The 22,752-nt window shown below is 69.7% G+C and carries 24 protein-coding genes; 11 read left to right on the top strand and 13 right to left on the bottom strand.

Annotated features, from left to right (window positions below; genetic code table 11):
* Nucleotides 1-20: 20 nt before the first annotated feature.
* Both ACQPY4_RS13595 and ACQPY4_RS13590 read right to left on the bottom strand, forming a co-directional pair.
* The gene (locus ACQPY4_RS13595) at nucleotides 21-335 is read right to left on the bottom strand and encodes a hypothetical protein (protein WP_433336105.1); all 315 of its coding nucleotides are present in this window, start codon (nucleotides 333-335) and stop codon (nucleotides 21-23) included.
* Nucleotides 260-886: an MFS transporter gene (locus tag ACQPY4_RS13590; RefSeq protein ID WP_433336103.1), complete on the bottom strand. Its 627-nt coding sequence runs from the start codon at nucleotides 884-886 to the stop codon at nucleotides 260-262. Before ACQPY4_RS13590 ends, ACQPY4_RS13595 begins: the two co-directional genes overlap by 76 nt.
* 37 nt (nucleotides 887-923) lie before the next feature.
* Here ACQPY4_RS13590 and ACQPY4_RS13585 point away from each other — a divergent pair, with 37 nt between their 5' ends.
* A complete protein-coding gene (locus ACQPY4_RS13585; protein WP_433336101.1) occupies nucleotides 924-1,103 on the top strand; it encodes a hypothetical protein in 180 nt (59 codons plus the stop codon).
* A gap of 33 nt (nucleotides 1,104-1,136) precedes the next feature.
* On the opposite strand, the gene ACQPY4_RS13580 is transcribed toward ACQPY4_RS13585, so the two are convergent.
* Complete coding sequence (locus ACQPY4_RS13580) at nucleotides 1,137-2,729, bottom strand: hypothetical protein (protein ID WP_433336099.1); 1,593 nt, start codon at nucleotides 2,727-2,729, stop codon at nucleotides 1,137-1,139.
* 269 nt (nucleotides 2,730-2,998) lie between these two features.
* Here ACQPY4_RS13580 and ACQPY4_RS13575 point away from each other — a divergent pair, with 269 nt between their 5' ends.
* Together ACQPY4_RS13575 and ACQPY4_RS13570 are read left to right on the top strand one after the other, a co-directional pair.
* The gene (locus tag ACQPY4_RS13575) at nucleotides 2,999-3,583 is read left to right on the top strand and encodes a DUF1906 domain-containing protein (RefSeq protein WP_433336097.1); all 585 of its coding nucleotides are present in this window, start codon (nucleotides 2,999-3,001) and stop codon (nucleotides 3,581-3,583) included.
* Nucleotides 3,584-3,611: 28 nt separating this feature from the next.
* Nucleotides 3,612-4,124 carry a hypothetical protein gene (locus ACQPY4_RS13570; RefSeq protein ID WP_433336095.1) on the top strand — a complete coding sequence of 171 codons (513 nt, stop codon included), beginning with the start codon at nucleotides 3,612-3,614 and terminating at the stop codon, nucleotides 4,122-4,124.
* Here the strand turns inward: ACQPY4_RS13570 and ACQPY4_RS13565 are convergent.
* Together ACQPY4_RS13565 and ACQPY4_RS13560 are read right to left on the bottom strand one after the other, a co-directional pair.
* A complete protein-coding gene (locus ACQPY4_RS13565) occupies nucleotides 4,103-4,378 on the bottom strand; it encodes a hypothetical protein (RefSeq protein ID WP_433336093.1) in 276 nt (91 codons plus the stop codon). The genes ACQPY4_RS13570 and ACQPY4_RS13565 overlap by 22 nt on opposite strands.
* A gap of 122 nt (nucleotides 4,379-4,500) precedes the next feature.
* Nucleotides 4,501-4,887 (bottom strand): helix-turn-helix transcriptional regulator, encoded by a 387-nt coding sequence (locus tag ACQPY4_RS13560; RefSeq protein WP_433336091.1) that lies wholly within the window; start codon nucleotides 4,885-4,887, stop codon nucleotides 4,501-4,503.
* 167 nt (nucleotides 4,888-5,054) lie between these two features.
* Between ACQPY4_RS13560 and ACQPY4_RS13555 the strand changes: the two genes are divergently transcribed.
* The 4 genes from ACQPY4_RS13555 to ACQPY4_RS13540 all read left to right on the top strand — a co-directional run bounded on the left by ACQPY4_RS13555 (nucleotide 5,055) and on the right by ACQPY4_RS13540 (nucleotide 10,476).
* A complete protein-coding gene (locus tag ACQPY4_RS13555; protein WP_433336089.1) occupies nucleotides 5,055-5,366 on the top strand; it encodes a hypothetical protein in 312 nt (103 codons plus the stop codon).
* 141 nt (nucleotides 5,367-5,507) lie between these two features.
* Entirely contained in the window at nucleotides 5,508-8,516 is a 3,009-nt protein-coding gene (locus ACQPY4_RS13550; RefSeq protein ID WP_433336087.1) for an NACHT domain-containing protein, read from the top strand.
* Between the two features lie 79 nt (nucleotides 8,517-8,595).
* Nucleotides 8,596-9,069, top strand: coding sequence for a GNAT family N-acetyltransferase (locus ACQPY4_RS13545; protein ID WP_433336085.1), 474 nt, complete (start codon nucleotides 8,596-8,598; stop codon nucleotides 9,067-9,069).
* A gap of 192 nt (nucleotides 9,070-9,261) precedes the next feature.
* Nucleotides 9,262-10,476 (top strand): MFS transporter, encoded by a 1,215-nt coding sequence (locus tag ACQPY4_RS13540; protein ID WP_433336083.1) that lies wholly within the window; start codon nucleotides 9,262-9,264, stop codon nucleotides 10,474-10,476.
* On the opposite strand, the gene ACQPY4_RS13535 is transcribed toward ACQPY4_RS13540, so the two are convergent.
* On the bottom strand, nucleotides 10,458-10,901 hold the full coding sequence (locus ACQPY4_RS13535) for a MarR family winged helix-turn-helix transcriptional regulator (protein WP_433336081.1): 444 nt from the start codon (nucleotides 10,899-10,901) through the stop codon (nucleotides 10,458-10,460). The two genes, ACQPY4_RS13540 and ACQPY4_RS13535, sit on opposite strands and share 19 nt — an antisense overlap.
* A 75-nt stretch (nucleotides 10,902-10,976) precedes the next feature.
* On the opposite strand from ACQPY4_RS13535, the gene ACQPY4_RS13530 reads away from it, so the two are divergent.
* Nucleotides 10,977-11,603, top strand: coding sequence for a maleylpyruvate isomerase family mycothiol-dependent enzyme (locus ACQPY4_RS13530; protein WP_433336079.1), 627 nt, complete (start codon nucleotides 10,977-10,979; stop codon nucleotides 11,601-11,603).
* Here ACQPY4_RS13530 and ACQPY4_RS13525 read toward each other — a convergent pair.
* From ACQPY4_RS13525 to ACQPY4_RS13515, 3 genes are all read right to left on the bottom strand, one after another.
* Nucleotides 11,566-11,847, bottom strand: a complete 282-nt coding sequence (locus tag ACQPY4_RS13525; RefSeq protein WP_433336077.1) for a hypothetical protein — start codon at nucleotides 11,845-11,847, stop codon at nucleotides 11,566-11,568. The genes ACQPY4_RS13530 and ACQPY4_RS13525 overlap by 38 nt on opposite strands.
* Before the next feature lie 221 nt (nucleotides 11,848-12,068).
* Complete coding sequence (locus ACQPY4_RS13520) at nucleotides 12,069-13,388, bottom strand: class I SAM-dependent RNA methyltransferase (RefSeq protein WP_433336075.1); 1,320 nt, start codon at nucleotides 13,386-13,388, stop codon at nucleotides 12,069-12,071.
* Nucleotides 13,381-15,432, bottom strand: coding sequence for an APC family permease (locus ACQPY4_RS13515; protein ID WP_433336073.1), 2,052 nt, complete (start codon nucleotides 15,430-15,432; stop codon nucleotides 13,381-13,383). Before ACQPY4_RS13515 ends, ACQPY4_RS13520 begins: the two co-directional genes overlap by 8 nt.
* A 236-nt stretch (nucleotides 15,433-15,668) precedes the next feature.
* Between ACQPY4_RS13515 and ACQPY4_RS13510 the strand changes: the two genes are divergently transcribed.
* Entirely contained in the window at nucleotides 15,669-16,334 is a 666-nt protein-coding gene (locus ACQPY4_RS13510; protein ID WP_433336071.1) for a potassium channel family protein, read from the top strand.
* On the top strand, nucleotides 16,334-16,993 hold the full coding sequence (locus ACQPY4_RS13505; protein WP_433336069.1) for a potassium channel family protein: 660 nt from the start codon (nucleotides 16,334-16,336) through the stop codon (nucleotides 16,991-16,993). The genes ACQPY4_RS13510 and ACQPY4_RS13505 overlap by 1 nt, the downstream gene beginning before the upstream one ends.
* A gap of 50 nt (nucleotides 16,994-17,043) precedes the next feature.
* Here the strand turns inward: ACQPY4_RS13505 and ACQPY4_RS13500 are convergent, their stop codons facing one another.
* Together ACQPY4_RS13500 and ACQPY4_RS13495 are read right to left on the bottom strand one after the other, a co-directional pair.
* A complete protein-coding gene (locus ACQPY4_RS13500) occupies nucleotides 17,044-17,670 on the bottom strand; it encodes a DUF3159 domain-containing protein (RefSeq protein WP_433338912.1) in 627 nt (208 codons plus the stop codon).
* A 299-nt stretch (nucleotides 17,671-17,969) separates the two neighbouring features.
* Nucleotides 17,970-18,395: an OB-fold nucleic acid binding domain-containing protein gene (locus tag ACQPY4_RS13495; protein WP_433336067.1), complete on the bottom strand. Its 426-nt coding sequence runs from the start codon at nucleotides 18,393-18,395 to the stop codon at nucleotides 17,970-17,972.
* A gap of 187 nt (nucleotides 18,396-18,582) precedes the next feature.
* On the opposite strand from ACQPY4_RS13495, the gene ACQPY4_RS13490 reads away from it, so the two are divergent.
* Nucleotides 18,583-19,851: an Ig-like domain-containing protein gene (locus tag ACQPY4_RS13490; RefSeq protein ID WP_433336065.1), complete on the top strand. Its 1,269-nt coding sequence runs from the start codon at nucleotides 18,583-18,585 to the stop codon at nucleotides 19,849-19,851.
* Here ACQPY4_RS13490 and murJ read toward each other — a convergent pair.
* Entirely contained in the window at nucleotides 19,796-21,604 is a 1,809-nt protein-coding gene (gene murJ, locus ACQPY4_RS13485; RefSeq protein WP_433336063.1) for a murein biosynthesis integral membrane protein MurJ, read from the bottom strand. The genes ACQPY4_RS13490 and murJ overlap by 56 nt on opposite strands.
* Before the next feature lie 9 nt (nucleotides 21,605-21,613).
* A complete protein-coding gene (locus tag ACQPY4_RS13480) occupies nucleotides 21,614-22,426 on the bottom strand; it encodes a hypothetical protein (RefSeq protein WP_433336061.1) in 813 nt (270 codons plus the stop codon).
* Nucleotides 22,427-22,752: the final 326 nt, after the last annotated feature.

The raw sequence follows: 22,752 nt of genomic DNA, 5'->3' as shown, positions 1-22,752 counted from the left end.
GCCCCGGCGAACGGGCGGGCTCATCGATTGGCGGCGAGGGTCTCCTCGCTCTCGGGCTCGCGGAGGGTCGGCGCGGCGTCCGGGCGGCGTCGCAACGTGAGCGTCACCAGCAGCCCGGCGATCATCCCGGCCGAGGTCAGCAGCACCACCAGGAACTCGCCGTCGGCGGTCGCGGCGCGCAACGCCGTGCCGGACCTGCCTTCGGTGCCGATGTCGGCGATGACGGTGAACACCGCGAGCCCGATGGCGTTGCCGATGTTCAGGGTGGTGGAGGCGATGCCGTTGGCGACGCCCTGCTCGTGGTCCGGGGTGCCGGTGGCGGAGGCGATCCACATCGCCGTCCAGACGATGCGGTCTGCAGGGCACTGTAACCGTGCACGGTCTGCATCAGGACCGTCAGGAAGTAGGGCAGCACGCGAGCGCGCCGAGCACCAGCGGGGCGTCCCAGCCCAGTTCGGGTCCTTCGACGAGGCCGAAGACCAGCAGGGTGGACCCGGCGGTGACGCTGAGCGCACCCGGGAGGTCGAACTTCCGGCGCACCCCCTTGGGCCGGGTCACGCGGAATGACGAACAGGGCGGCCAGTGCGACGAACCCGGCGAGGGGGACGTTGACGAAGAAGACCGCGGGCCAGCCGAAGTTCTCGGTGAGCACCCCGCCGAGCAGCGCGCCGAGCGTCAAACCGCTGGCCCCGGCGCCGCCCCAGACCGCGAGCGCCCGGTTCCGCTGGGGACCCTCGGCGAAGAGCGTGTTGATCAGCGAGAGCGTGGACGGCAGCAGCAGCGCGCCGCCGACGCCCTGGACGGCACGGGCGGCGATGATGAGGCCGGGATCGCCGGCCAGCCCGCCCGCCAGCGAGGAGACGGCGTAGAGGGCGAGCGCGAGCACGAACACCCTGCGGCGCGAATGAAGTGGACATGTGTTGGTGCCCTTCTGGGGGATCTGGCTCGCGAGCCACCCCGTGCGGGTGGCGGCCGTCCGGGAACTGGACGCTGGAGGAGAGCACAACTGCACCAGCGTCCTGGCTCTCCTGGGCGTGACGGCGAAGTCGACCATGACGCACCACTGGCGGGTGCCCGCGAAACGCGGCGCGGGCCCCTGCTGAGTGAGCAGGGGCCCGCGCGGTATTGCCTTCGAGTCAGTCCTGACGGCGGCGCGTCCGGCCGAGCCGGTGCAGGATCAGCCCTGCCCCGACAAGGCCGAGCGAGACATCGAGCATCAGCCCGGTCTCGGCCCCCGTCCGGGGAAGCTCCTTCATCGCCCTGGTCGGAGCCACCGAGGGCCCTCCCGCCGGGCTGGAAGCGGACGTCTCCCCGCAGGCCCGCCCCCCGTTGTTGCCGACACGTGGCTTCCCACCCTCACCGGACGTCGTCACCTGGTCGGGCCGGGTGTTCCGGTCGGGCTTGGTCCCGTTGTCGGGCTTGGTGTTCTGGTCAGGCTTGGTCCCGTTGTCGGGCTTGGTGTTCTGGTCAGGCTTGGTCCCGTTGTCGGGCTTGGAGTTCTGGTCAGGCTTGGAGCCGCTGTCGGGCTTGGAGTTCTGATCCGGCTTGGTCCCGTTGTCGGGCTTGGAGTTCTGGTCGGGCTTCGAGCCGTTGTCAGGCTTGCCGTTCTGGTCGGGCCTGGTGTTCTGATCCGGCGTCGTCCCGTTGTCGGGCCTGGTGTTCTGGTCGGGCCTGGTGCCTTCGCGCGGAGCGGAACTCTGATCATCGGTGGAGCCCTGCCGGGGCCCTCGGCTCGTGCTCACGTCGTAGCCCGTGCAGACGCTGGACGACCCGCGCGACGTCTGCGATGTGTGCGGCCTGGCCGGACGTCCCGACGACGTCACCGAGCCGGGACGCACGACCTTGGTCCGCGTGCTGGCCTGGTTGTTGGCGAGGTTGAGCTCGGTGGTCTCGGTCCGGACGCTGGACGGGGACTCCAGCACCGTGCCCGCGCGCACGGACATGCCCGGCTTGACCTTGGTGCGGATCGTCTTCTGCGCGCCCTTGGCCAGCGTGTCCAGCGTGCAGATGAAGGTCCGTCCCCGCTGGGTGCAGGACGTGTCGTTCTCGACGATCTCCGCCGGGACGGTCGTCTCCATCACCACGCCCGTCGCCGTCGACGGCCCCGCGTTGCTGACCGTCACCTCGTACGGCAGCCCCTCGCCCGGACGGATCACCGAGGGCGCCTTCTTCGTGATCCCCAGGTCGGCCGTCTCGGCGACGTCCACCCTCGGGAAGGCGCGGGTCACCCGGGAGCGAGCCCAGGTCACCGTGCCGGTGCTGGTGATCGCCTCACGCGGCGCAGCGGTGCCGGAGACCTTCGCGGTCATGACGCCCGCGATCGTCTGCCCGGGCTTCAGCGGACCGAGGTGGCACACCATGCCGCCCCCGGCGTACGAGCAGTTCTGCTGGCCGGAGACGAACTCCAGTGCCTTGGGCAGCGACGCCGTGAAGACCGCGGGCCCCGCCTTGACCGGACCCTTGTTGGTCACCGCGTACGGCCAGCTGTAAGTGCGTCCCGGCACGACCTGGGCCTTGGGCGCCCCCGTGCTGATCACGAGCTGGGCGGCACGCGCGTGCTTCTTCTTCTTTCTTCCATGGGACGGCTTGTGGTGCTTCTTGTTGCGGACCTGGACCGGCCCGTCGGCGGACGCGACCTCGGACGCCGCGAGGAGGGGGACGATACCGAGCAGAGGAACGGCCGTCAGCACGGCCATTCCCCGCGCGCTGAAGCGCACCTTCTCAATCATTCTGGACCCCGTTGACCTGGCAAGATATCTTGATCAACACGTTTTTAGCCGGGTCCGTGACCGGAGGCCAGCGCGCCGGTCCGGAAGCGCCGTCAACCTTTGGCAAACCTCGCCGGACGGCCCGTCCCGCCGCCGATTCGGGCACCGTCCGCCCCGGCCGCGCCCGACTCCGTCGACCGGGACGAATACGGAGATCCGCGTTCCCCTGCGACCAACCGGGTGTAACCGGTTGAATCGGCTCCGCAATGTTCCGCGACCCTGGAGCTGACATGGCGGTGTTCGGCGTCGACTACTCGTGGGGGCGCCCCGGCGCCGAAGCGCTCAAGAAGGCGGGCGTCCAGTTCGTCTGCCGCTATCTCTCCGACGACACCACGGGCAAGAACCTCACCCGCGCCGAGGCCGAGGAGCTCTCCGCCGCCGGCCTCTGGCTGATCGTCGTCTGGGAGTCGGCGGCCGACCGCGCCCTGACCGGCCGCGCGGGCGGCGTCTCCGACGCGCACGAGGCCGCCCTCCAGGCCCAGGCCCTGGGCATGCCCGCCGACCGTCCCATCTACTTCGCGGTCGACTTCGACGCCACGTCCGCCCAGCAGCCGACGATCAACTCCTACCTGGACGGTGCCGCCAGCGTCATCGGCCGCCGGCGCGTCGGCCTCTACGCGGGGTACGGCCCCACCAAACGAACCCTGGACGACGGCAAGGCCATCTGGTCCTGGCAGACCTACGCCTGGTCAAGCGGCCAATGGGACCCCCGCGCCCACATCCAGCAATACTCCAACGAACAGAGAATCGCCGACGCCCCGGTCGACCACAACCGCGCCACGACCCCCGACTACGGCCAATGGCGGCTCAACTGACCATCCAGGAACCGCAGGGCACGGAGACATGGTCGATTACTGCTTCAAGTGGAATTACGCGGACGGCGTCCCCGGGGAGCCGTTGACCGAGGCCGAGGCACAAACGCGCGACGACACCGGCGAGGAGTACACGGCGATCATGCCGTCCAGGCCCGGGGCGGCGTCCCCGACCCTGGTCACGCTGGTGCGCAAGACCGGCGTCGTCGTGGTGACGTTTCTCGACGACCCCGGCCGCAAGGCGGTCGAGTACACCTTCATCAAGAAGGCCCACGAGAACCTTTTCCTGGCCCGCGCCCACATCTGGACGTACCCGAACGACGAGCCGGGCCTGCGCCTTTCCGACTCCTCCACCCACGAGACCGTGTGCTACCGCGAGGACGGATTCGTGAAGCGAGCCGTCAAGAACAAGCTGGAACGTTCACAGGAAACCATCGAACACACCGGCGTCCTCGTGGACGCCAACTGGGAACCGATCCCCGCGTTCGGCGACTACCGCTCCATCGCCCGATTCGAGCGTCGTCAGGAGCGCTTGTCGTCCTGACGTTCGGCGGCGGCCAGGCGGGCGGCGGCGTGCAGGACGCGGGTCTGGATCTCCAACTGGAGAAGGATGCGGCGTTGCTGTTCACGGATGTCGCGCACCACACGTGCACCGACGCCGATGATGGCGGCGTTGGCCAGCAGGACGGCGACGACGGGACGGCCACCAAGAAGGGTGATCACCGCGGCGGCCCCCGCGAGGACCGCCGCGGCGGTGATGACCCACCGGACACAGGCCGCGAGGCGTCCTGTGCGCATCACTGGGCTCCTTCACGAAGGGAGCTGGGGGCTCCTGACCTGGACCGGCAAACCTAGTCTGCCCTGCTGTCAACAGGGCAACAACCGGTCAGACCCGGAAATGTTTCAGACTGCGACAATTCTCATCGGCCGTCCGGTTCGCCGTAGAGGGCGCGCAGGAACGCCAGGGCCATCCGCCGCTTGTCGCCGGGATCGGCCTGGAGGTCGGCGAAGTAGGCGTTGAGCTCCTCCAGCTCACGCAGGACGAGCGAGAGCTCGGGCTGCTGCGGGGCCGCCGCGGGCTCGCGTCCCTCCGCGATGCGCGCGAGGTCACCGGCACGCCACTGCAATGCCAGCTCAATGGACCCACGAGTGCGAGCCTGCGGCCACCGCTCCCCCGACTCCAGGTTGTAGATCGTCTTGACCGTGACCCCGGCCCGCTCGGCGAGCTGCTCCTGAGTCAGGCCGAGAGACCCCCGCCGCGCCACCACGTACTTGGCGGCCCGCTCCCGATCCAGCTCTCCAGCCATGTCTTCAGCATGACGGAAACATTAAGGAACATCCAGTAACCGTAAGTCGAATATTTCCTTCGGGCTACTTACCTGAGGTTACTAGTTAATCCTTGAAGAATTACTGGAACGTACCTATTCTGGGTAGGTGGGCCGCCCGCACGGACCCACATGACAAAGGAGTCGACGTGACCGAGGAAGGACCGATCACCCTTGAACTGGCGCTTTCGGAACTGCGCCGCGACATCGACGTCGGCATGGCCGGCATGGAGGGACGTCTCGCGCTGCTCTTCCAGCGCAACGAACTCCAGGAGCGCCAGGTCGTCGAACAGGCCCGCGTGATCGACGAACTCGCCGACCGCCTGGCCACCGCCGAACGTGAGCAGGTCACGCGAGGCCATCTGGACAACCGCTTCCGCCACACGGTGGCCACCCTCTCAATGCTCGCCGCAGCGGCCTCCGCCGCCGTAGCACTCGTGGCCATCTTCCTGAGCCCCTGATCCGCCATCTCGGGGACGACCCGCGCGACGTCCGGGACGATTGGGCGCAAATCTCAACCGCCGCATCGCCCAGGAGCGCCCGTGCCCTCATCGCTGAGCTACGCCGACGCGGTCAAGATCCTCGGCGGACGCGAAAGCCGCGTGGTGGCGGCGCTGGACCGCCTGACCGGCGGCCTCCTGCTCGCCGCCACCGGCGGCGGCAGCGAACTGGCCGTCAGCCTCTTCGACGCCAAGGGCGAACTGGCGAAGCTCAGCCACGAGTTGGTCGGCGGCCTGACAGACCGCATGCGCGGGTTGAGCCGCTTCGACCGCACCGAACGCCTCAACGCGGCGTTCCACGTACTGTTCTTCGCCGCGTTCTTCGAGGCCGTCACCGAAGCCGACCTGCCCCCGGCGATCAAGGACCTGAAGCTCAGCCGCGCGGACCAGCTCGCACTCGCCGGCGGCCAGGGCGGCGGCTCGGTGGGGCTGGCCGATCTGGTGGAAGGCTTCACGGGAAGCCAGTATCGGACTGACATCCTGCCTATCCCCGGCTACGGGCTGGGCAGGCGACGGTGGAGCACCCGCTACGAGATCATCGCCGCCGATCTGCTGCGCTTCATCGAAGGTTTGGAGATCTGGGACCGCCTGGACGAGACCGCGCGGGACCGTCTGGCGATCGTCCTCCGAACCGAGGTAACGAACGCCGCCGTCCGCCGCTTCGACGAACATTTCCGCCAGCTCGCGACCGACTTCCCCGAGGTCGCGTTCTGGATGGACCGGGCCGACCACGAGGCCACGCGGGACGAGGTGCGGCGGTTGGCGACGGGCTTCGCCGGGCTCCACGCGGCCCTGGAGCGCATGGCGATCGGCCGCGAGCCCGACGACCGCCGCACCGGACTCGCCCGCCATTACCGGCGCCAGATGGAGCGTCCGGTCGCCAACACCGGTGACCTGCCCGAGGGGCTGCAAGTCCCTACGCTGGCCGACGCCTACGTGAACCCCGGGTACCAGCTGCGTCCTGGCGACCACGGCCTCAACGACGAGAGCATCTGGCAGGGACGACGTCAAATGCCCGATCTCCAGCTGTTCCTTCTCGGCTATCTGACGATGCCGCGCGCCACCGAGGTCCCGCTCCTGGTGCTGGGCCAACCGGGCTCGGGCAAATCGGTGCTCACCCAGGTTCTGGCGGCGCGCCTGCCCGCGTCCGACTTCATGGCCGTCCGGGTCGTCCTGCGCGAGACGCCCGCCGACACCGATCTCCAGTCGCAGATCGAATTCGCCGTGCGCGCCGCCACGGGCGAGAACATCCCGTGGCCAGAGCTGTCACGCACCACAGGCGACGCGCTGCCCGTCGTCATCCTGGACGGTTTCGACGAGTTGCTCCAGGCGACCGGAGTGAGCCAGTCCGACTACCTGGAGCGGATCGTCGACTTCCAGGAACGCGAGGCGGGGCAAGGTCGTCCCGTCGCCGTCATCGTCACCAGCCGCACGGCCGTCGCCAACCGGGCGCGCATCCCGGCGCGAGGGCTCTGGATCGTCCGGCTGGAGCCGTTCACCGACGCCCAGACCGAGAAGTGGCTCGACATCTGGAACCGCACCAACATCTCTGAACTGGGACGACGCGGCCTTCGTCCGATTCCGCTGGAGACCGTTCTGCGGTACCGCGACCTCGCGTCCCAGCCGCTCCTGCTGATGATGCTCGCCATTTACGACGCCGATGGCAACGACCTCCAGTGCGACGCCGGTTCTCTGGACCTCGCCCAGCTCTACGAGCGTCTTCTCACCCGGTTCGCCGAGCGCGAGGTGGCCAAGTCGCGTGGCGGTCTCGACCGTCGGGAGTTCACCGAAGCGGTCGAGCACGAGTTGCTGCGTCTATCGATCGCCGCGCTCGCCATGTTCAACCGCGGGCGTCAGTGGGTCACCGAGGACGAGTTGAGCACTGACCTCGCCGCGCTCACTCCAGAAGAGCTTTCGGTATCGGATGCCGGGTTCCGCGCGCCGCTCACCCGGGGCCAGAGGCTGATCGGACGGTTCTTTTTCGTCCATCAAGCGCGTGCGGTTCGGCACGAGTCGCAGCTGAGCACGTACGAGTTCCTCCATGCCACCTTCGGCGAGTTCCTGGTGGCGCGGCTCACGTGCCAGGCGATGAATGAACTCGTCGCGCTCGCCAGGCTCGGGACTGGACGAATGCGACGGCAACCCGTCGATGACGGCTTCCTCCGCACCCTCATATCCTTCGCGCCCCTGTGCGCCAGGGAGCCGGTGATGGACTTCCTGGAACAGCAGATCGGCCGTATCGAAAACGACGATCGTCGACTTCTGGGCGATCAACTGCTCACCCTCTTCCAGGGCTCCCTCGATGCCCGGCTCGACGCCGCCACCTACGCGCCCAACTCCGTGCCCGTCACGGGCCGATACGCCGCCTACTCGGTCAACCTCCTGTTGCTGACCACGCTGGTCCGAGGCGAGCTCACCGGCGCCGAACTCTTCCCCCAAGCGGAATCCCCTGTGCGGGCATGGCGCCGACATGCCCAGTTCTGGCACTCCCAGTTCTCCGACGACGGCTGGACGGGGTTGATCGAACTCCTTCGGCTCGACCGCACCTGGACGGGCGATGGCGAGCGCGAGATCAGGCTCATGGTCGACCGCTCCTGGCGCCCGGTTCTCAACGTCGATCTGGAATGGGTCATGGGTGCGCAGAGGGATCCGAGGAGCGCGTACGTCCGGTTTTCCGAACTGGAACTAGTGCGCATCGCCGGCTCATTCCTCTGCGACGTCACACAGGACACGCTCTTCCACTCGCTCGAAGCCCTGGAGGACATCGGCGTCGACAGCGCCACCTTCTCCCATCGGCCGAATGGTGGCCTCGTGTCCATCACGCGAGCCCTACACGAACTCTGGATACAGTCGGGCCGGCCAGACGTCGAGGTGGACGCCCTGATCAGGGCCTACGAGCTGTGTATTGACATCCTCCAATTCGTTCCGGCCGAGGCAGCACCGTCCGCCCTGAACCTGGTACTGCGTCAGCTTGCCGCCGATTCCCGCCGCCTTCCGCGAGACTGGCGCATCTCAACGCTCCACAGGTTCGAGCGGATCATCCACCTCAAACCCCAACTGCGTTACTGGGGTAGCGAGGCATTTCAGGACCTCGGAGTCGACTTCTCCTAATGCAATATGGTTGCAACAAGAGGGAGGAGAGCCGTTGAGTCCGTCAATCGAGCCTCTGAACGCATCGGAGACGCTTGCGTTGAGCAGCGAGATCGAGCCGCTCTACCGGAGTTGCTTCGCCGAGCCGCCCTGGAACGAGCCAGAAGAGAAGCTGGCCCAGTCAAGCGACCGGCTAGCCGATGCCGCAGGCCGTCCGGGCTTCACCGCGCTTGCCGCACGCGATCCCGAGGGCACACTGATCGGCTTGGCCTACGGGTGGCCGACTCCGCCGCTGGCCGGACGCGAGATCTACGACAAGCTGGTCGCCAGGCTCGGCACCGAGCAGGCCCACGCCCTCACCCGTGGCGCGTTCGAGTTCGTCGAACTCATGGTCTCCCCCGACGCTCGAGGCCAGGGCCTGGGCGGACGCCTGCTCGCCCTGGCCGACCCATGGCCGCGCGCCTGGTTGGCCACGCTCGCTGACTCTCCCGCCGAACGCCTCTACAAGCGCCATGGCTGGCAGGAGCACTGCCGACTCCTGGACGACGCGTGGGTCATCTACACGCGGGAGTAGCGAACATCCGAACAAACGTGCGAAAACCACTCAGCGACCTCTAGCATGAGGTGGTCGGCGAGTGGGGAAGCTCGTCCGGCAGGCCGGCCCGTCCTCGAAAGAGGGCGGGCCGGTCGCGTTTCCGGGAACGGATAACAAGTGGCGAGCGCTGAAACCGGGAAATATGATCTTGGTTCCCGCCTGGAGAAGGTCTTGCCCTCCGACACCTCACTGTGGAGGAACCGGGACTTCCGGATCTTCCTGTCAGCCCAGAGCCTCTCGGCGCTCGGCGACTCGTTCTCGTTCGTGGCCGTCCCGCTCCTGGTGTTGAAGGAGACCGGCTCTCTGGTCCAGATGGGCCTGGTCACCGCGATGGTCGGGCTCGCCTCGATCGTCACCGGGATCTTCGCCGGCTACGTAACCGACCGAGTGAACCGCCGGGCGCTCCTGATCGGGTGCGACCTGGCCCGCTGCGCGCTCTACGGCCTGATCCCCCTGGTCTGGCTGTTCTCGCCCCAGGTGTGGCTGCTGTACGTCATCGTCCCGCTGGCCGCCGTCTTCGCCATGCAGTTCCAGGTCACCTACGTCACCGTGGTGCCGAACCTGGTGCCGCAAAAGCAGATCATGCAGGCCAACGGCCACCTGACCGCCGCCTACGCCGTAGCAGGCGTCGGCGGGCCGCTCCTGGCGGGACTGATGTCGAGCCTGCTCGGCCCCGCCATGGCCATCGCCGTCGACTCGGCCACCTTCGCCCTGTCAGCCGCCGGACTGGTACTGATCAAACTGCGCGCGTCCGAGCACCCCACCCGCCCCAGTCTTGGACGCGACTTCCTAGCCGGAGCCAAGTTCCTCTGGGACCACCCGGTACTGCGCTCGCTCACGGTCCTTCTGTCGCTACTGATCTTCATCACATTCGGGCTGACCGACCTGATCATCTACTACCTCAAACACGACCTGGAACGCTCCGACCGCGTCGTGGGCTACGTCCTGGCAGCCGCCACCCTGGGCTCGCTGCTGGCGGCCACCCTGGTGACGTCCGCCCGCAGACGTCTCGGCTTCGGCGCCTGCTGGATCGGCGCCTGGGCACTGTGCGGCCTGGCGATCGCCTCACTCGGCCTGGCCAAGGGCGCAATCGTGGTCGGCGTAGTCGCCACCACCCAACTCTTCTGCACGGGCGTAGCGGGCATCTGCTCCATGTCGTTCCGCCAAGAGGTGACCCCCGACCACCTGCTGGGACGCGTCACATCCGCCTTCTGGACGATCCACAACACCCTCGGCCCCCTCGGCGTGGCCCTCCTCACCGGCGCCGCCGCCCGCTTCGGCGTCATGAACGCCTGCCTGGTAGCAGGCGCCGCCTGCGTCCTCACCGCCCTGGCAGCCCTCACCACCCCCATCCGCAACCGCAACCCTCAGGTCGAGTCCAGATAGGGATCAGTGATCTCGCGGAGTTTGGTCAGGATTTCGCGTAGTTCTGCCAGGCGGTCGGGGCCTAGGTGGGCTTCCCATTCGGCCACTACCTCGGCGGTGGTTTGGGTGGCCAGGGGGCGCAGGGAGAGGGCGCGGTCGGTTGGGCAGATGAGGCGGGCTCGGGCGTCGGAGGGGTCGGGGGTGCGTTCTACGTAGCCCGCACGTTCGAGCTGGTCGACGAGGTAGCCGGCGGTTTGTTTGGTCACCTGGGCGGACTCGGCGAGTTCGACGAGTCGGGAGCCGTTGTCGTTGATGCGTTGCAGGAGCTTGCCCTGGGCGGGGGTGATGTCGTCGTGCCCGGCCTCGGCGAGGGCAGCGAACACCCGGTTCTCCATGGCCCGGTAGGGGATGAAGAGCAGGACGCCGAGGTTCATCTCGTCGGCCACGTGACTCCTTGACGATGGTCAGAGACTCTGATTAATTTAGACAGAGAGGCTGACTAATCCTACATGGGGGCGTCCATGGAGCCGGCGGAGATGTGGCGGGTGATCGACACCCAGCGGTCTGAGCTGGCCGAGCTGTTCGAGGGTCTGAGCGACGAGCAGTGGGCGTGTCAGTCGCTCTGCGAGGAGTGGAGCGTTCGTGAGGTCGGCGCGCACCTGAGCCTGGGCGCGCGTACCGGGCTCGGGCGGGTGCTGGTCGAGGTTGTTCGGGCGCGGGGGAACTTCGACCGGATGGTCGCCGACACCGCCATCCGCGAGGCCAGGCGTCCCCGGGACGAAATCGTGGCCGAGCTGCGCACGGTCGTGGGCTCCCGGCATCTGGCCCCGGGGCAGAAGCTCGGCTACGCGATGATGGACGTCCTGGTCCACGGCCAGGACATCTGCGTCCCGCTCGGCCTCGACCGCGCGATGCCGCTGGACGCCGCCCGCTACTCCGCCGAACAGACCTGGCGAATGGGCTTCCCCTTCCACGCCCGCAAACGCCTGGCGGGCTACCGCCTGACGGCAACCGATGTGGAGTGGACGGCGGGCGAGGGCGCCCCGATCGAGGGCCCCATCGCCTCCCTGCTGCTCCTGCTGTCAGGCCGCGACGCGGGCCTGGATCACCTCACCGGCGAAGGCGCCGCGCGGCTAGCCGCACACTGAGGCGGTGGCCGCCCCCGACGTCGTGGCCGATCTTGACGCCGGACGACTCGACGAGAAGCAGGCCACGGCCGTACTCCTCATCGTCGTCTAGGCGTGCGCCGCGTCCAATCGCGTCGGTCACGACGATGCGCGCCCATCCGCCGCACATCGTCACGGTGACCGTGAACCTACTCTGGCGTCCCCGCTCGGCGTCGTCTCCCCCGAGCGAGCCGTCGAGCTTGTCGCGGACGAAGGCTCTGCTCACTGACACCATGGACGGCGATCGGCCTCGGCGTCGCGGCGGCCGAGGAGGTCATGACGGGCGCGGCCGATCCTCAGTGCTGAGGCCGAGGCCCTGGCCGAGCCGCTCGGGGCGATCGTCCTGGTGATCCAGCGGACGTACGCGGGCGTGCGGGTGCCGGTCGAGACGGCCGACATCGTCGTGCCGGTCGACCGGTACGAGATCACCTACACCATCCCGGTCGACTAGCCCTTGATCAGGATGGCTAGGCACTCTACGTGTTGGGTCATGGGGAAGGCGTCGAAGGCTCGGAAGGACTCTAGGGTCCAGCCCTTTTCGCTGAAGTAGGACAGGTCTCGGGCGAGGGTGGCGGGGTCGCAGGAGACGTAGGCGATCTTGCGTTCGGCCAGGGCGGCTATGCGGTTGACTACGTCGCGGCCGGCGCCGGCGCGGGGTGGGTCGAGGACGACCACGGAGGCGCCCTTGACGCGGGCGCCGCCCTGGTGTTTGCCGCCGCGTTTGTTCTGGGTGCGGGACGAGGCGTCGGCGCGGCCGAACTCCAGGTCGGCGATGACCTCTTCGACGGGGCCGCGTTCGATGGCGACCTGGGGGAGGTCGCGCGTGTTGAACTTGGCGTCGCGGACGGCCTGGGCGTCGGACTCCACGCCGACGACGAGGCCGTCGGGGCCTACTTTTGTGGCGAGGGCGGCGGTGAACAGGCCCACGCCGCTGTAGAGGTCGACGGCGATCTCGCCCGGTTTGGGGTCGAGGGCCTCGACGACGGCGTCGGAGAGCAGCTGGGCGGCTCCCGGGTGGACCTGCCAGAAGCCGCTGCCGCTCACCTGGAAGAGGCGGCCCGACACCTCTTCGCGGACGTAGGGGATGGTGCTGCCAGGCTCGGAGCGGCCGCGCAGGAGGCGGACGGGGACGTCCAGGCGGGGCACTCGGGTCTTGCGGCGGCCCTTGAGGACGACCAGGCGGTCGCCGGTGGTGTCGGACACGATGCCCTCGACGGAGGTGGCGCCCGGCCACTTCTTGTGCTCGATGCCCATCACCTCGACGCCGGGGTGCGCGATCATGCACGCGTCGACGGGCTCGATGTCGTGCGAGCGGTGGCGGCGCAGGCCGATCACGCCGTCCTCGGCGGCGAACTGGACGCGGGTGCGCCAGCCGAGGCCGGGCATGCCCTCGTGCGGGATCTCCTCGACGGTGACGGCGCGTTCGATGCCCGCCAGGCGCTGGAGCTGCTCCTCGACGACCTGGGCCTTGAGGCGGCGCTGGGCGGACAGGCTCGCGTGCTGCCAGTCGCAGCCGCCGCAGCGGCCGGGCCCGGCGAACGGGCAGGGCGGCTGGACGCGGTCGCCGGAGGGTTCGAGGATCTCGACGGCGTCGGCCCGGTAGAAGTTCTTGGTGCGGTCGGTGACGCGGGCGCGGACCCGTTCGCCGGGGAGGGCATGGCGGACGAACACCACCCGGCCCTCGTGCCTGGCGACGCAGAAGCCGCCGTTGGCCACGTTGCCGACCTGGAGGTCGAGGAGTTCGTCGTCGGGTCCTAGATCAGTCACGCTCCGAAACGATACCGCCAGCCTGGGGCGCTCCGTCCTGGTCGGGGCGGTCGGCATAGGGGCGGCGGACGGCGCCGGGGCCGACCGGCTCGGGTCGGCCCTTGAGCCGGTCGGACGAGGCCAGCTGCCACGGGACGCTGGTGACCATGACGCCCGCCTGGAACAGCAGGCGGCCCTTGAGGCGCAGGGCGCTCTGGTTGTGGAGCAGATGCTCCCACCAGTGGCCGACGACGTATTCGGGGAGGAAGACCGTCACCACGTCGCGCGGGCTCTTGCGGCGCACGCCCTTGACGTAGTCCAGGACGGGACGGGTGACCTCCCGATACGGCGAGTCGAGGATCTTCAGCGGCACCGGCAGGTCGAGCGCGTCCCAGTCGCGCTGGAGCCGTCCGGACTCCTCGGAGTCGACGGCGACCGTGACCGCCTCCAGCGTGGACGGCCGGGTCGCGCGGGCGTAGGCCACGGCGCGCAGGGTCGGCTTGTGGATCTTGGAGACCAGCACGATGGCGTGGTTGCGGGCGGGCAGGGCCACGTCCTCGCCGGTCGGGACCAGCTCGGCGGCCACCCGGTCGTAGTGCCGCTTGATCCCCTTCATCAGCAGGAAGATCAGCGGCATCGCGATGCAGACGATGTAGGCGCCGTGGGTGAACTTGGTGATCAGGACGACGACCAGGACGAACCCGGTGGTCGAGCCGCCGATCGCGTTGATGATCCTGGAGCGTTGCATGTGGCGGCGCGCCGCCGGGTCCGCCTCGGTGGCCAGATGCCGGTTCCAGTGCCTGACCATGCCGATCTGGCTGAGGGTGAACGACACGAACACGCCGACGATGTAGAGCTGGATCAGCTTGGTGACCTCGGCCTGGAAGGCGTAGACCAGCAGCGCGGCCATCGCCGCCAGGATGATGATCCCGTTGCTGAAGGCCAGCCGGTCGCCCCGGGTGTGCAGTTGCCGCGGCAGGTAGCCGTCGCGGGCCAGGATCGAGCCGAGCACCGGGAAACCGTTGTAGGCGGTGTTTGCGGCCAGGAAGAGGATCAGCGCGGTGACCCCGGCGATGTAGAGGAACGGCAGCGAGCCGTCGCCGAAGACCGCGGAGGCGACCTGGGTGAGGATCGGCTCCTGGACGTACCCCTCGCCGACCGGTTTGCCGTCGCGCAGCAGATCGGCGGCGGGGTTCTCGGCGACGCGGACGTCGGCGTTCAGCGCCAGCGCGATCACGCCGCAGAACATCGTGACGGCGATCAGGCCCATCATCAGCAGGGTCGTGGCCGCGTTGCGGCTCTTGGGCCGCTGGAACGCCGGGACGCCGTTGCTGATCGCCTCCACGCCGGTGAGCGCGGCACAGCCGGAGGAGAACGCGCGCAACAGCAGGAACAGGACGGCGAATCCGGCCAGGTCGTGCTGCTCGGCCTTGATCTCCAGATCGGCGGTGGGGGCGACCAGGTCGTCCCCCAGCACGCCCAGCTTGAACAGGCCGTAGAGGACCATGCCGAGGACGCCGACGACGAAGCCGTAGGTCGGGACGGCGAAGATCGAGCCCGACTCCCGGACGCCGCGCAGGTTCATCACGGTCAGCAGCACGATGATCGCGACGGCGGTGAGCACCTGGTTCTGCCCGATCCACGGGACGGCGGAGCCGATGTTCTCCACGCCCGACGACACCGACACCGCCACGGTGAGCACGTAGTCGACCATGAGGGCGCTGGCCACCGTGAGCCCGGCGTTGGGCCCGAGGTTGACCATGGCGACCTCGTAGTCGCCGCCGCCGCTGGGGTAGGCGTGCACGTTCTGCCGGTAGGAGGCGACGACGACGGCCATGAGCAGCACGATCGCCACCGCGATCCACGGACCGTAGGTGTAGAACGAGACGCCCGCGACCGCCAGCATCATGAGCAGTTCCTGCGGTGCGTAGGCCACCGAGGACAGGGGGTCGCTGGCGAAGATCGGCAGGGCGATGCGCTTGGGGAGCAGTTGCTCGTGCAACTGGGTGCTCCGCAACGCCCGCCCGACCAGGAGGCGTTTCACTAGGTCCGGAACCTTTGACACGGGACGAGACTCTAGCCCTTGGCGTTGACGGCCTATTTACACCCCGCCCCATGGCGCGCCGCACGTCCGGTGAACGCCGTGCGACATCCTGGGTGACATCGCCTTCGCGCCGTCGGAACCATCGCCGCGGCTGGAGCGTAAGGCGGGTGGGTAGTTATCAGCAGGGCTGATGTGTAGGTTTGCTGCCCTGTTTGGATCATCGCAGCGAGACCCCGGGGACCGGAGAAGGAACGGCCGTGCATATCGTGATCATGGGATGCGGGCGCGTCGGGTCGACGCTCGCCCACATCCTTGAGGACAAAGGCCATTCGGTGGCCATCATCGACCAGAATCCCGAGGCCTTCCGCCGGCTGCGGAGCGGGTTCAAGGGACGCCGCATCACCGGGTTCGGGTTCGACCGCGACGTCATCGCCGAGGCGGGCATCGAGCAGGCCTCCGCGTTCGTGGCGGTGAGCAGCGGCGACAACTCCAACATCATCTCCGCCCGCGTGGCGCGCGAGACGTTCGGCGTCGACAACGTCGTGGCCCGCATCTACGACCCCCGCCGCGCGGAGGTCTACCAGCGCCTGGGCATCCCCACGGTGGCCACGGTCCGGTGGACGGCCGACCAGATCCTGCGGCGCCTGCTGCCCGAGGGGGCCGAGCCGTTGTGGCGCGACCCGACGGGCGAGGTGGTGCTGGCCGAGCTGGAGACCGGACGGGCCTGGGTCGGCAGCAAGGTCGTGGGCCTGGAGGAGGCGGCCTCGACCCGGGTGGCGTTCCTGTCGCGGATGGGCGAGGCGCTCGTCCCCGAACCCGACACGGTGATCCAGGACGGCGACGTGGTGCACATCATGGGCCGCTCGGATGATCTCGAACGCGTCCACCAGGCGGTCGCGACGCGGAACGAGGGGGAGTCCTGATGCGGGTCGCGATCGCGGGGGCCGGTGCCGTGGGCCGCTCCATCGCCCAGGAACTGCTGGAGAACGGCCACGAGGTGCTCCTGATCGACAAGAGCCCCAAGGCCATCAAGGTGGAGATGGTCCCCCGGGCCGAATGGCTGCTGGCCGACGCCTGCGAGATCGCCTCGCTGGACGACGCCGCGCTGGAGCGCTGCCAGGTCGTGGTGGCCTCGTCCGGGGACGACAAGGTCAATCTGGTGGTCTCGCTGCTGGCCAAGACCGAGTACGGGGTCCCCCGGGTGGTCGCGCGCATCAACCACCCCAAGAACGAGTGGCTGTTCAACGAGTCGTGGGGCGTGGACGTGGCCGTGTCCACCCCGCGCCTGTTGTCGGCCCTGGTGGAGGAGGCCGTCAGCGTCGGCGACCTGGTGCGGCTGATGACGTTCCGGCAGGGCGAGGCCAACCTGGTCGAGCTGACCCTGCCCGAGGACGCGCCGCTGGGCGGCCAGCGCGTCGGCTCGGTCGCCTGGCCCCGCGACACCGCCCTGGTGGCGATCCTGCGCGAGGGCCGGGTGCTGGTGCCGACCGGCGACGACACCCTGGAGCCCGGCGACGAGCTGATGTTCGTGGCCAGCCAGGACGTCGAGGACGAGCTGGCCGAACTGCTCGGCGACCACTGACGAAAGCGGCAAGGGCCGTCCTTCCTTACGGGAGGACGGCCCGCGCCATGTCAGGTCGAGACAGGTGGGGCGGCGCCGCGCGCGAGGGGGGTACGGCCCCGGGCCAGCAACCAGGCCATGGCCGCCAGGGCGGCGACCTGGATGGGCCAGCCCATGACGATCTTGGCGGTGCCCAGCAGCCCGCTCTGGTCGCCGTCGATGAGGAAGATCGGGAGCTGGACCGCCACCCGCAGGACGCAGGGCAGCACCAGCAGCCAGGTCAGGCGGGAGCAGAGCTTGACGATGCCGGGGTCCGAGCGCCAGGCGGTCGGGTCGCCGGTCACCGAGCCGACCAGGAAGCCCACCACGGGCCAGCGGACGACGATCGAGAGGATCATCCCGGCGCCGTAGGCGGCGTTGAGGATGATGCCGGGCAGGAACCCGTTCTCGGCCTTGCCGGACTGGAGCGCGAAGAAGGCCGCGATGCCGATGCCGAAGAGGCTGTTGAGGACGAACTGCGGGTTGGACCGCTGCGCGATGCGCAGCACGAGCAGCAGGACCGCCACGCCCACGCCGACCCCGGCGGCGAGCTTGACGTCCTTCGAAAGGACGTAGGTGAGCGTGAACCCGATCGTGGGGACGGCGGCCTCGATCATGCCGCGCACCCCGCCCAGGGCCTTGGCCAGCTGCGCCCGCACGGCCGCCTCGACCGTGTCATGCGCCGACCCCGCCGTAGCGACCTCGCCCGCCGAACCCGCCGTATCGGCTTCGGCCGTCGAACCCGCCGCGGCGGACTCGGACGCCGAACCCGCCGGGGCGGTCTCCGTCGCCGAGCTCCGCTTGGCGGACTCGCGCGCCGAACCCGCCGTGGCTGACTCGCGCGCTGAACTCTCCGTGACGGGCTCGCTCGCCGTGGCGGATTCGGGTGCCGGGCTCGCCTTGGCGGTCTCGGGCGCGGTCTTGGGCTCGGTGGCCTCGCCGGACTCCGGCCGGGCGCTCACGCGCCCCCTCGCAGCTCGTAGCGCGGGTTGAACATCACCTTGCGGCCGTCCTGGAGGCTCACCAGGCCCTCGGCGCGCAGGCGCCGTCCCGGGTCGATGCCGGCGATGCGGCGCCGGCCCAGCCAGACCAGGTTGATCACGTCGGTGCCGTCGTAGAGCTCGGCCTCCAGGGCCGGAGCGCCGCCTCGGGGTCGCAGAGTCACGGTCCGTAGCGTACCGGCGACACATGCCCGCTTGCGCGTCGCGCACTGGGTGATCGGCGTCGCGCCCTCTTCGCCGGTGGTCTTCTGGAGCTCCTCGGCTTCCAGTTCCTCCTTGCTGGAGGCCATGCGGCGCAGGAAGCGCCGCAGACCGCCGCGCCCGCGCTGGGACTCGGAGGCTTCGTCGGTCTCCGGAGGAGTACTGGCTGGCACCTCGTCCATATTTCGAACTCTATGGCATCACTCCGGCATCCGGACCTCCCGGAGGCGACCGGGCATGGACGAGAACCATCGGATTTTCGTCGAGTGGGTCACGCACATCGCGATCAAGGTCTATTTTGCCAGGGCCATCACCCTCCGCACGCATTCGCTTACGGAGGGAACTAAAGCGCAATACGGGGCAGGGCATATGAAAAGAGCACGCGGGCGGGCCACCGGGCCCGGAGCGGTGGCGGGCACCCTGATCCTCGGCCTCGCGGCCTGCGGCGGTGGCGGCGACGCCCGCGGCGCCGCGCCCTCGTCCGGGCCCGCGTCCCCGACCGCTCCCCCGCCGGACGCGGCGATCAGGATCCTGCCCGCCGACGGCGCCCGCGAGGTCAGGCCCGACAAGCCGGTCGTCGTCACCGCGCTGCGCGGCGTCCTCGACCGGGTCGTGGTCCGCGGCGGCGGGGCGAGCGCGGCGGGACGGCTCTCGGCCGACCGGCGCACCTGGCGCTCCCACTGGTCGCTGCGGCCCGGCACGCCCTACACGATCACCACCATGGGCACCGGCCCGGACGGCGACCGCACGCTGGCGACGTCCCGGTTCAGGACGCTCAAGCCCGCCGCGACCTTCGCCGTGGCCGACGTGACGCCCACGCCGGGCGAGGTCGTCGGCGTCGGGATGCCGCTGACCGTGACCTTCGATCGGGCGATCGCCGACCAGGCGGCCGTGGAACGATCCCTCGAACTGCGCATGTCGCGTCCGGTCACCGGGGCCTGGAACTGGGTGAACGACCGGCAGGTGGTGTTCAGGACGCGCCGGTACTGGCCCGCTGGGCAGCGCGTGACCCTGGTCGCCCACACCGCCGGGGTGCGCTCCGCGCCCGGGGTCTACGGCGCGGCCGGTCACGTCAGCGCGTTCCGGGTGGGGGCGTCCCGGATCAGCGTGGTGGACGCCCGCAGCCACCGCATGACCGTCCGGGTGAACGGCGCCGTGGTCCGTTCGGCGGGCATCAGCGCGGGCAAGGGCGGCAGGCGGGCCTACACCACCACCAGCGGGGTCCATCTCGCCATGGGCAGGGGCGACCCGGTGGTGATGACGTCCGCGTGGATGGGGGTCACCGACCCCAAGCACCCCGACTACTACAAGCTCAAGGTGCACCACGCCGTCCAGATCTCCGCCAGCGGGGAGTACGTCCATTCCGCGCCGTGGTCGGTGAAGGACCAGGGACGCCGCAACGTCAGCCACGGCTGCGTCAACGCGCCGCCCTCGTTCGCGGCGTGGTTCTACGGCCAGACGCTGCGCGGCGACGTGATCACCGTCGTCGGCACCGACCGGCCGCTGGAGTGGCAGAACGGATGGGGGCACTGGCAGCTTCCCTGGAGCCGGTGGCTGGCGGGCAGCGCGCTGAAGAAGCCGGTCAAGCCCGTCCGGCTCGGGGACGGCGGGCGAGCCGCGCGCGGGCCAGGCCGGTGAAGTAGCCCAGCTCGGCGATCTTCAGCAGCCGGGCCGCGAGCAGGAACAGCACGCCTCCCCCGGCACCGCCGACGACAATGGCCAGCAGCCCGGGGAGCCGGTCGCCCGGCATCCGGTCGAAGGCCCACACCACCGCGGCGGCCAGGGCGAGGCCGGGCAGCGCGGCCGCGTACAGCCGGACGAGCGTCCGCGTGATCCGCCGCCCGTCCATGCCGCCCAGCCTGCGCCGCAGCACCAGCGAGGCGCCGATCGCGCCCACGATGTAGAACAGCCCGTACGACAGCGGGAGCCAGATCACGACCCGGTGCGCCGGGACGAGCGCGAGCAGAGCCAGGGCCGTCCCCGCCTGGGCGATCCCCGCCGGTATGGCGATCAGCCCCGGGGTCCGGGTGTCGCCGAGCGCGTAGAACACCCGCATCAGCAACTGGTGCAGGGTGAACGGGATGAGCATGACCGCGAAGACCATGAGGACGAGCCCGATGCGCCGGGCCGACTCCACGCTCATGCTCCCGTAAGAGAAGAACGCCGTGGCCCCGGGGACGGCGAACACGAGCATCCCCACCGACAAGGGCACCAGCAGCGCGGACGCCAGCCACAGCCCCCGGGAGAAGTCGGCCCGCACCAGGTCGCGGCGGCCGTCGGCGACGTGCTCGCTCATCCGCGGCAGCAGCGCCGTGATCACCGAGACCGCGATGATCGCGTACGGGAGCTGGAAGACCACCAGCGCCATGTTGTAGACGACCAGCCCGCTCCCGTCCGCCTCGCGGGACGCCCGGTTCACCACGTTCAGCGTCACCAGCACGCAGAGCTGGGCGATCACGATGTAGACCAGCATCCAGACCGCCGCCCGCGCGGCCTCGCCGAACCCCGAGCCGCGCAGGTCGAGCCGGGGCCGCCAGCGGAAGCCCGCCGACCACAGCATCCAGGCCAGGATCACGCCCTGGAGCACCGTCCCGGCGGCGGACCCGGCGCCGATCAGCACGAGCTGGCCGTCGGTGACGGTGTCGACCGTCCGGCCCCGTCCGGCGATCCACAGGAACAGCAGTGCGGCCCCGATGGTGACCAGGTTGTTGACGACCGGCGCCCACATCGGCGCGCCGAACCGGTGCCGGACGTTGAGCAGCGAGCTGGCCACGCCGCTGACGCCGATGAAGAAGATCTGTGGGAGCAGCAGCCGGGTCAGCAGCACCGCGACCTCGCGCTGGCGTCCGTCGTACGACCGCGCGTACAGGGTGACCAGCCAGTCGGCCGCCAGCACGGCGGCGACGGTCAGGACGCCGAGCGCGGCGACGACGGCGGTGAACAGCCGCTGCTCGGCCGCGTCTCCCCCGTCGCCGTCCTGCCTGCGGCGCTTGACCAGGAAGGGGACGAAGACGCTGGCGAGCATCCCGCCCAGGAGCAGCTGGTAGACGGTGTAGGGGACGGCCTCGGCGGTCTGCTGCGCGTTGCCGAGCGCGGCGCCGCCCAGGGCGGCGCCGATCGCCACGGTCCGCAGGAAGCCGGTGGCGCGGGAGAAGATCGTCCCGATGGCCATGACCGCGCTGGAGTGCGCCACCCCGGGAGGCGCGGCCCGCGCGGCCTCGCCGATCTCGTCGGCCTCGGACCCGGGACGGTCGGCGGTGCCCGGATCGGAGACGTCGCCGGGATCGCGCACGGGCACCAGGCCGGGCTCGGGCTCGGTCGCCGGCTCCGACCGCTCGGCGGCCTCGATGACCCCCGGCATCAGCGCCCGCCAGGGCCCGCGATCTTCCACGCGCTCAGACTACGCGGCGGCGAACCGGGCGGCCGAGACCGCGATGACGGCCGGCGCGGCGGCCGCGTAGGCCCAGCAGGCCAGGGCGACGACGCGGGTGCGGCGCGCCTCGGGCAGGCCGGTGAACGTCAGCAGCCAGGCCAGCGCCGGCAGGACGAGGATCGCGTGCATCGTCACCGCGTGCGCGGGCTTCAGCGCCCCCGCCACGTGATACGCCGCCTCCTGATGGCCCGTGGCCTCCTCGACCACGCCCCTGGCGATCATCGCGGCCCCCGACAGCAGCGCGCCCATCAGCGCGACGAAGCCGACCCGGACGGCCAGCCGCATGCTCGGCTCCGTCTCGGGCGTGTCGCGGAACGCCGCCACGGTCAGGGCCACGAGCGTGACGATGAGCAGCCCGCCGCCCACGGCCAGCATGCGGGCGATCGCGGTGTCGACCGAGGTCTCCATGTTGAAGTGCGACGGGACGTGCCGCCACGACTGGAGCGTGGCCAGCGCGGTCTCCTCGGCACAGGCGGCCGCGAGCACACCGAGGATCACGTTCCTGGCCCGGTCGCCCAGCCGGACGAACGTGGCGACCCAGGCGATGGTGACCAGCGTCAGCCCGAACGACAGCCCGAAGGTGACGGCCTTGCGCCACGACACCGGCCCCTCCCACGGGCCGCCGTCCACCGCGAAGACCCCGAGATGGAACACCCCGGACACCATGAGCACCACGCCGATCACGTAGCAAACACGCTCGACGGGCCGACCGTCCGTCCAGAACGCCCGCAACCCCCCGAGCACCACCGCCCCAAGCCCCAGACCCGCCGCCACCCGCATCGCTCCCCCTCTGAGTGAGTACTCACCCAGTATGCGCGCCCACCACACCCCGCACAACCGCTCACACCCAGACCTCGCCTCGCTCACCAAGATTGGGGGTGCGGCAGGCTAAGTTGCGGCCCGCCACCTGAGGGTCGGCGAACGCCTCTCCGAGCGCGAGAGGCCGTTGCTTGGAGCGGCGGCCTCTCATTGCCGTTCGGGCGAACCGGCGCCGTCCCCTCCGGCTCCTGGTCATTTCAATGACCGCAAGGGCAAAACCGAGAAACTCTTAAATTTCAGTCATGCTCTGAAAACTAGTTTCTGACAGCTGATCAACGTACTTTTCT

The sequence above is a fragment of the Spirillospora sp. CA-294931 genome (assembly GCF_050946795.1).
Lineage (GTDB): Bacteria > Actinomycetota > Actinomycetes > Streptosporangiales > Streptosporangiaceae > Spirillospora.
The sequence above is the reverse complement of the archived record's forward strand: the minus strand, read 5'-3'. Positions and strand labels throughout refer to the sequence as shown.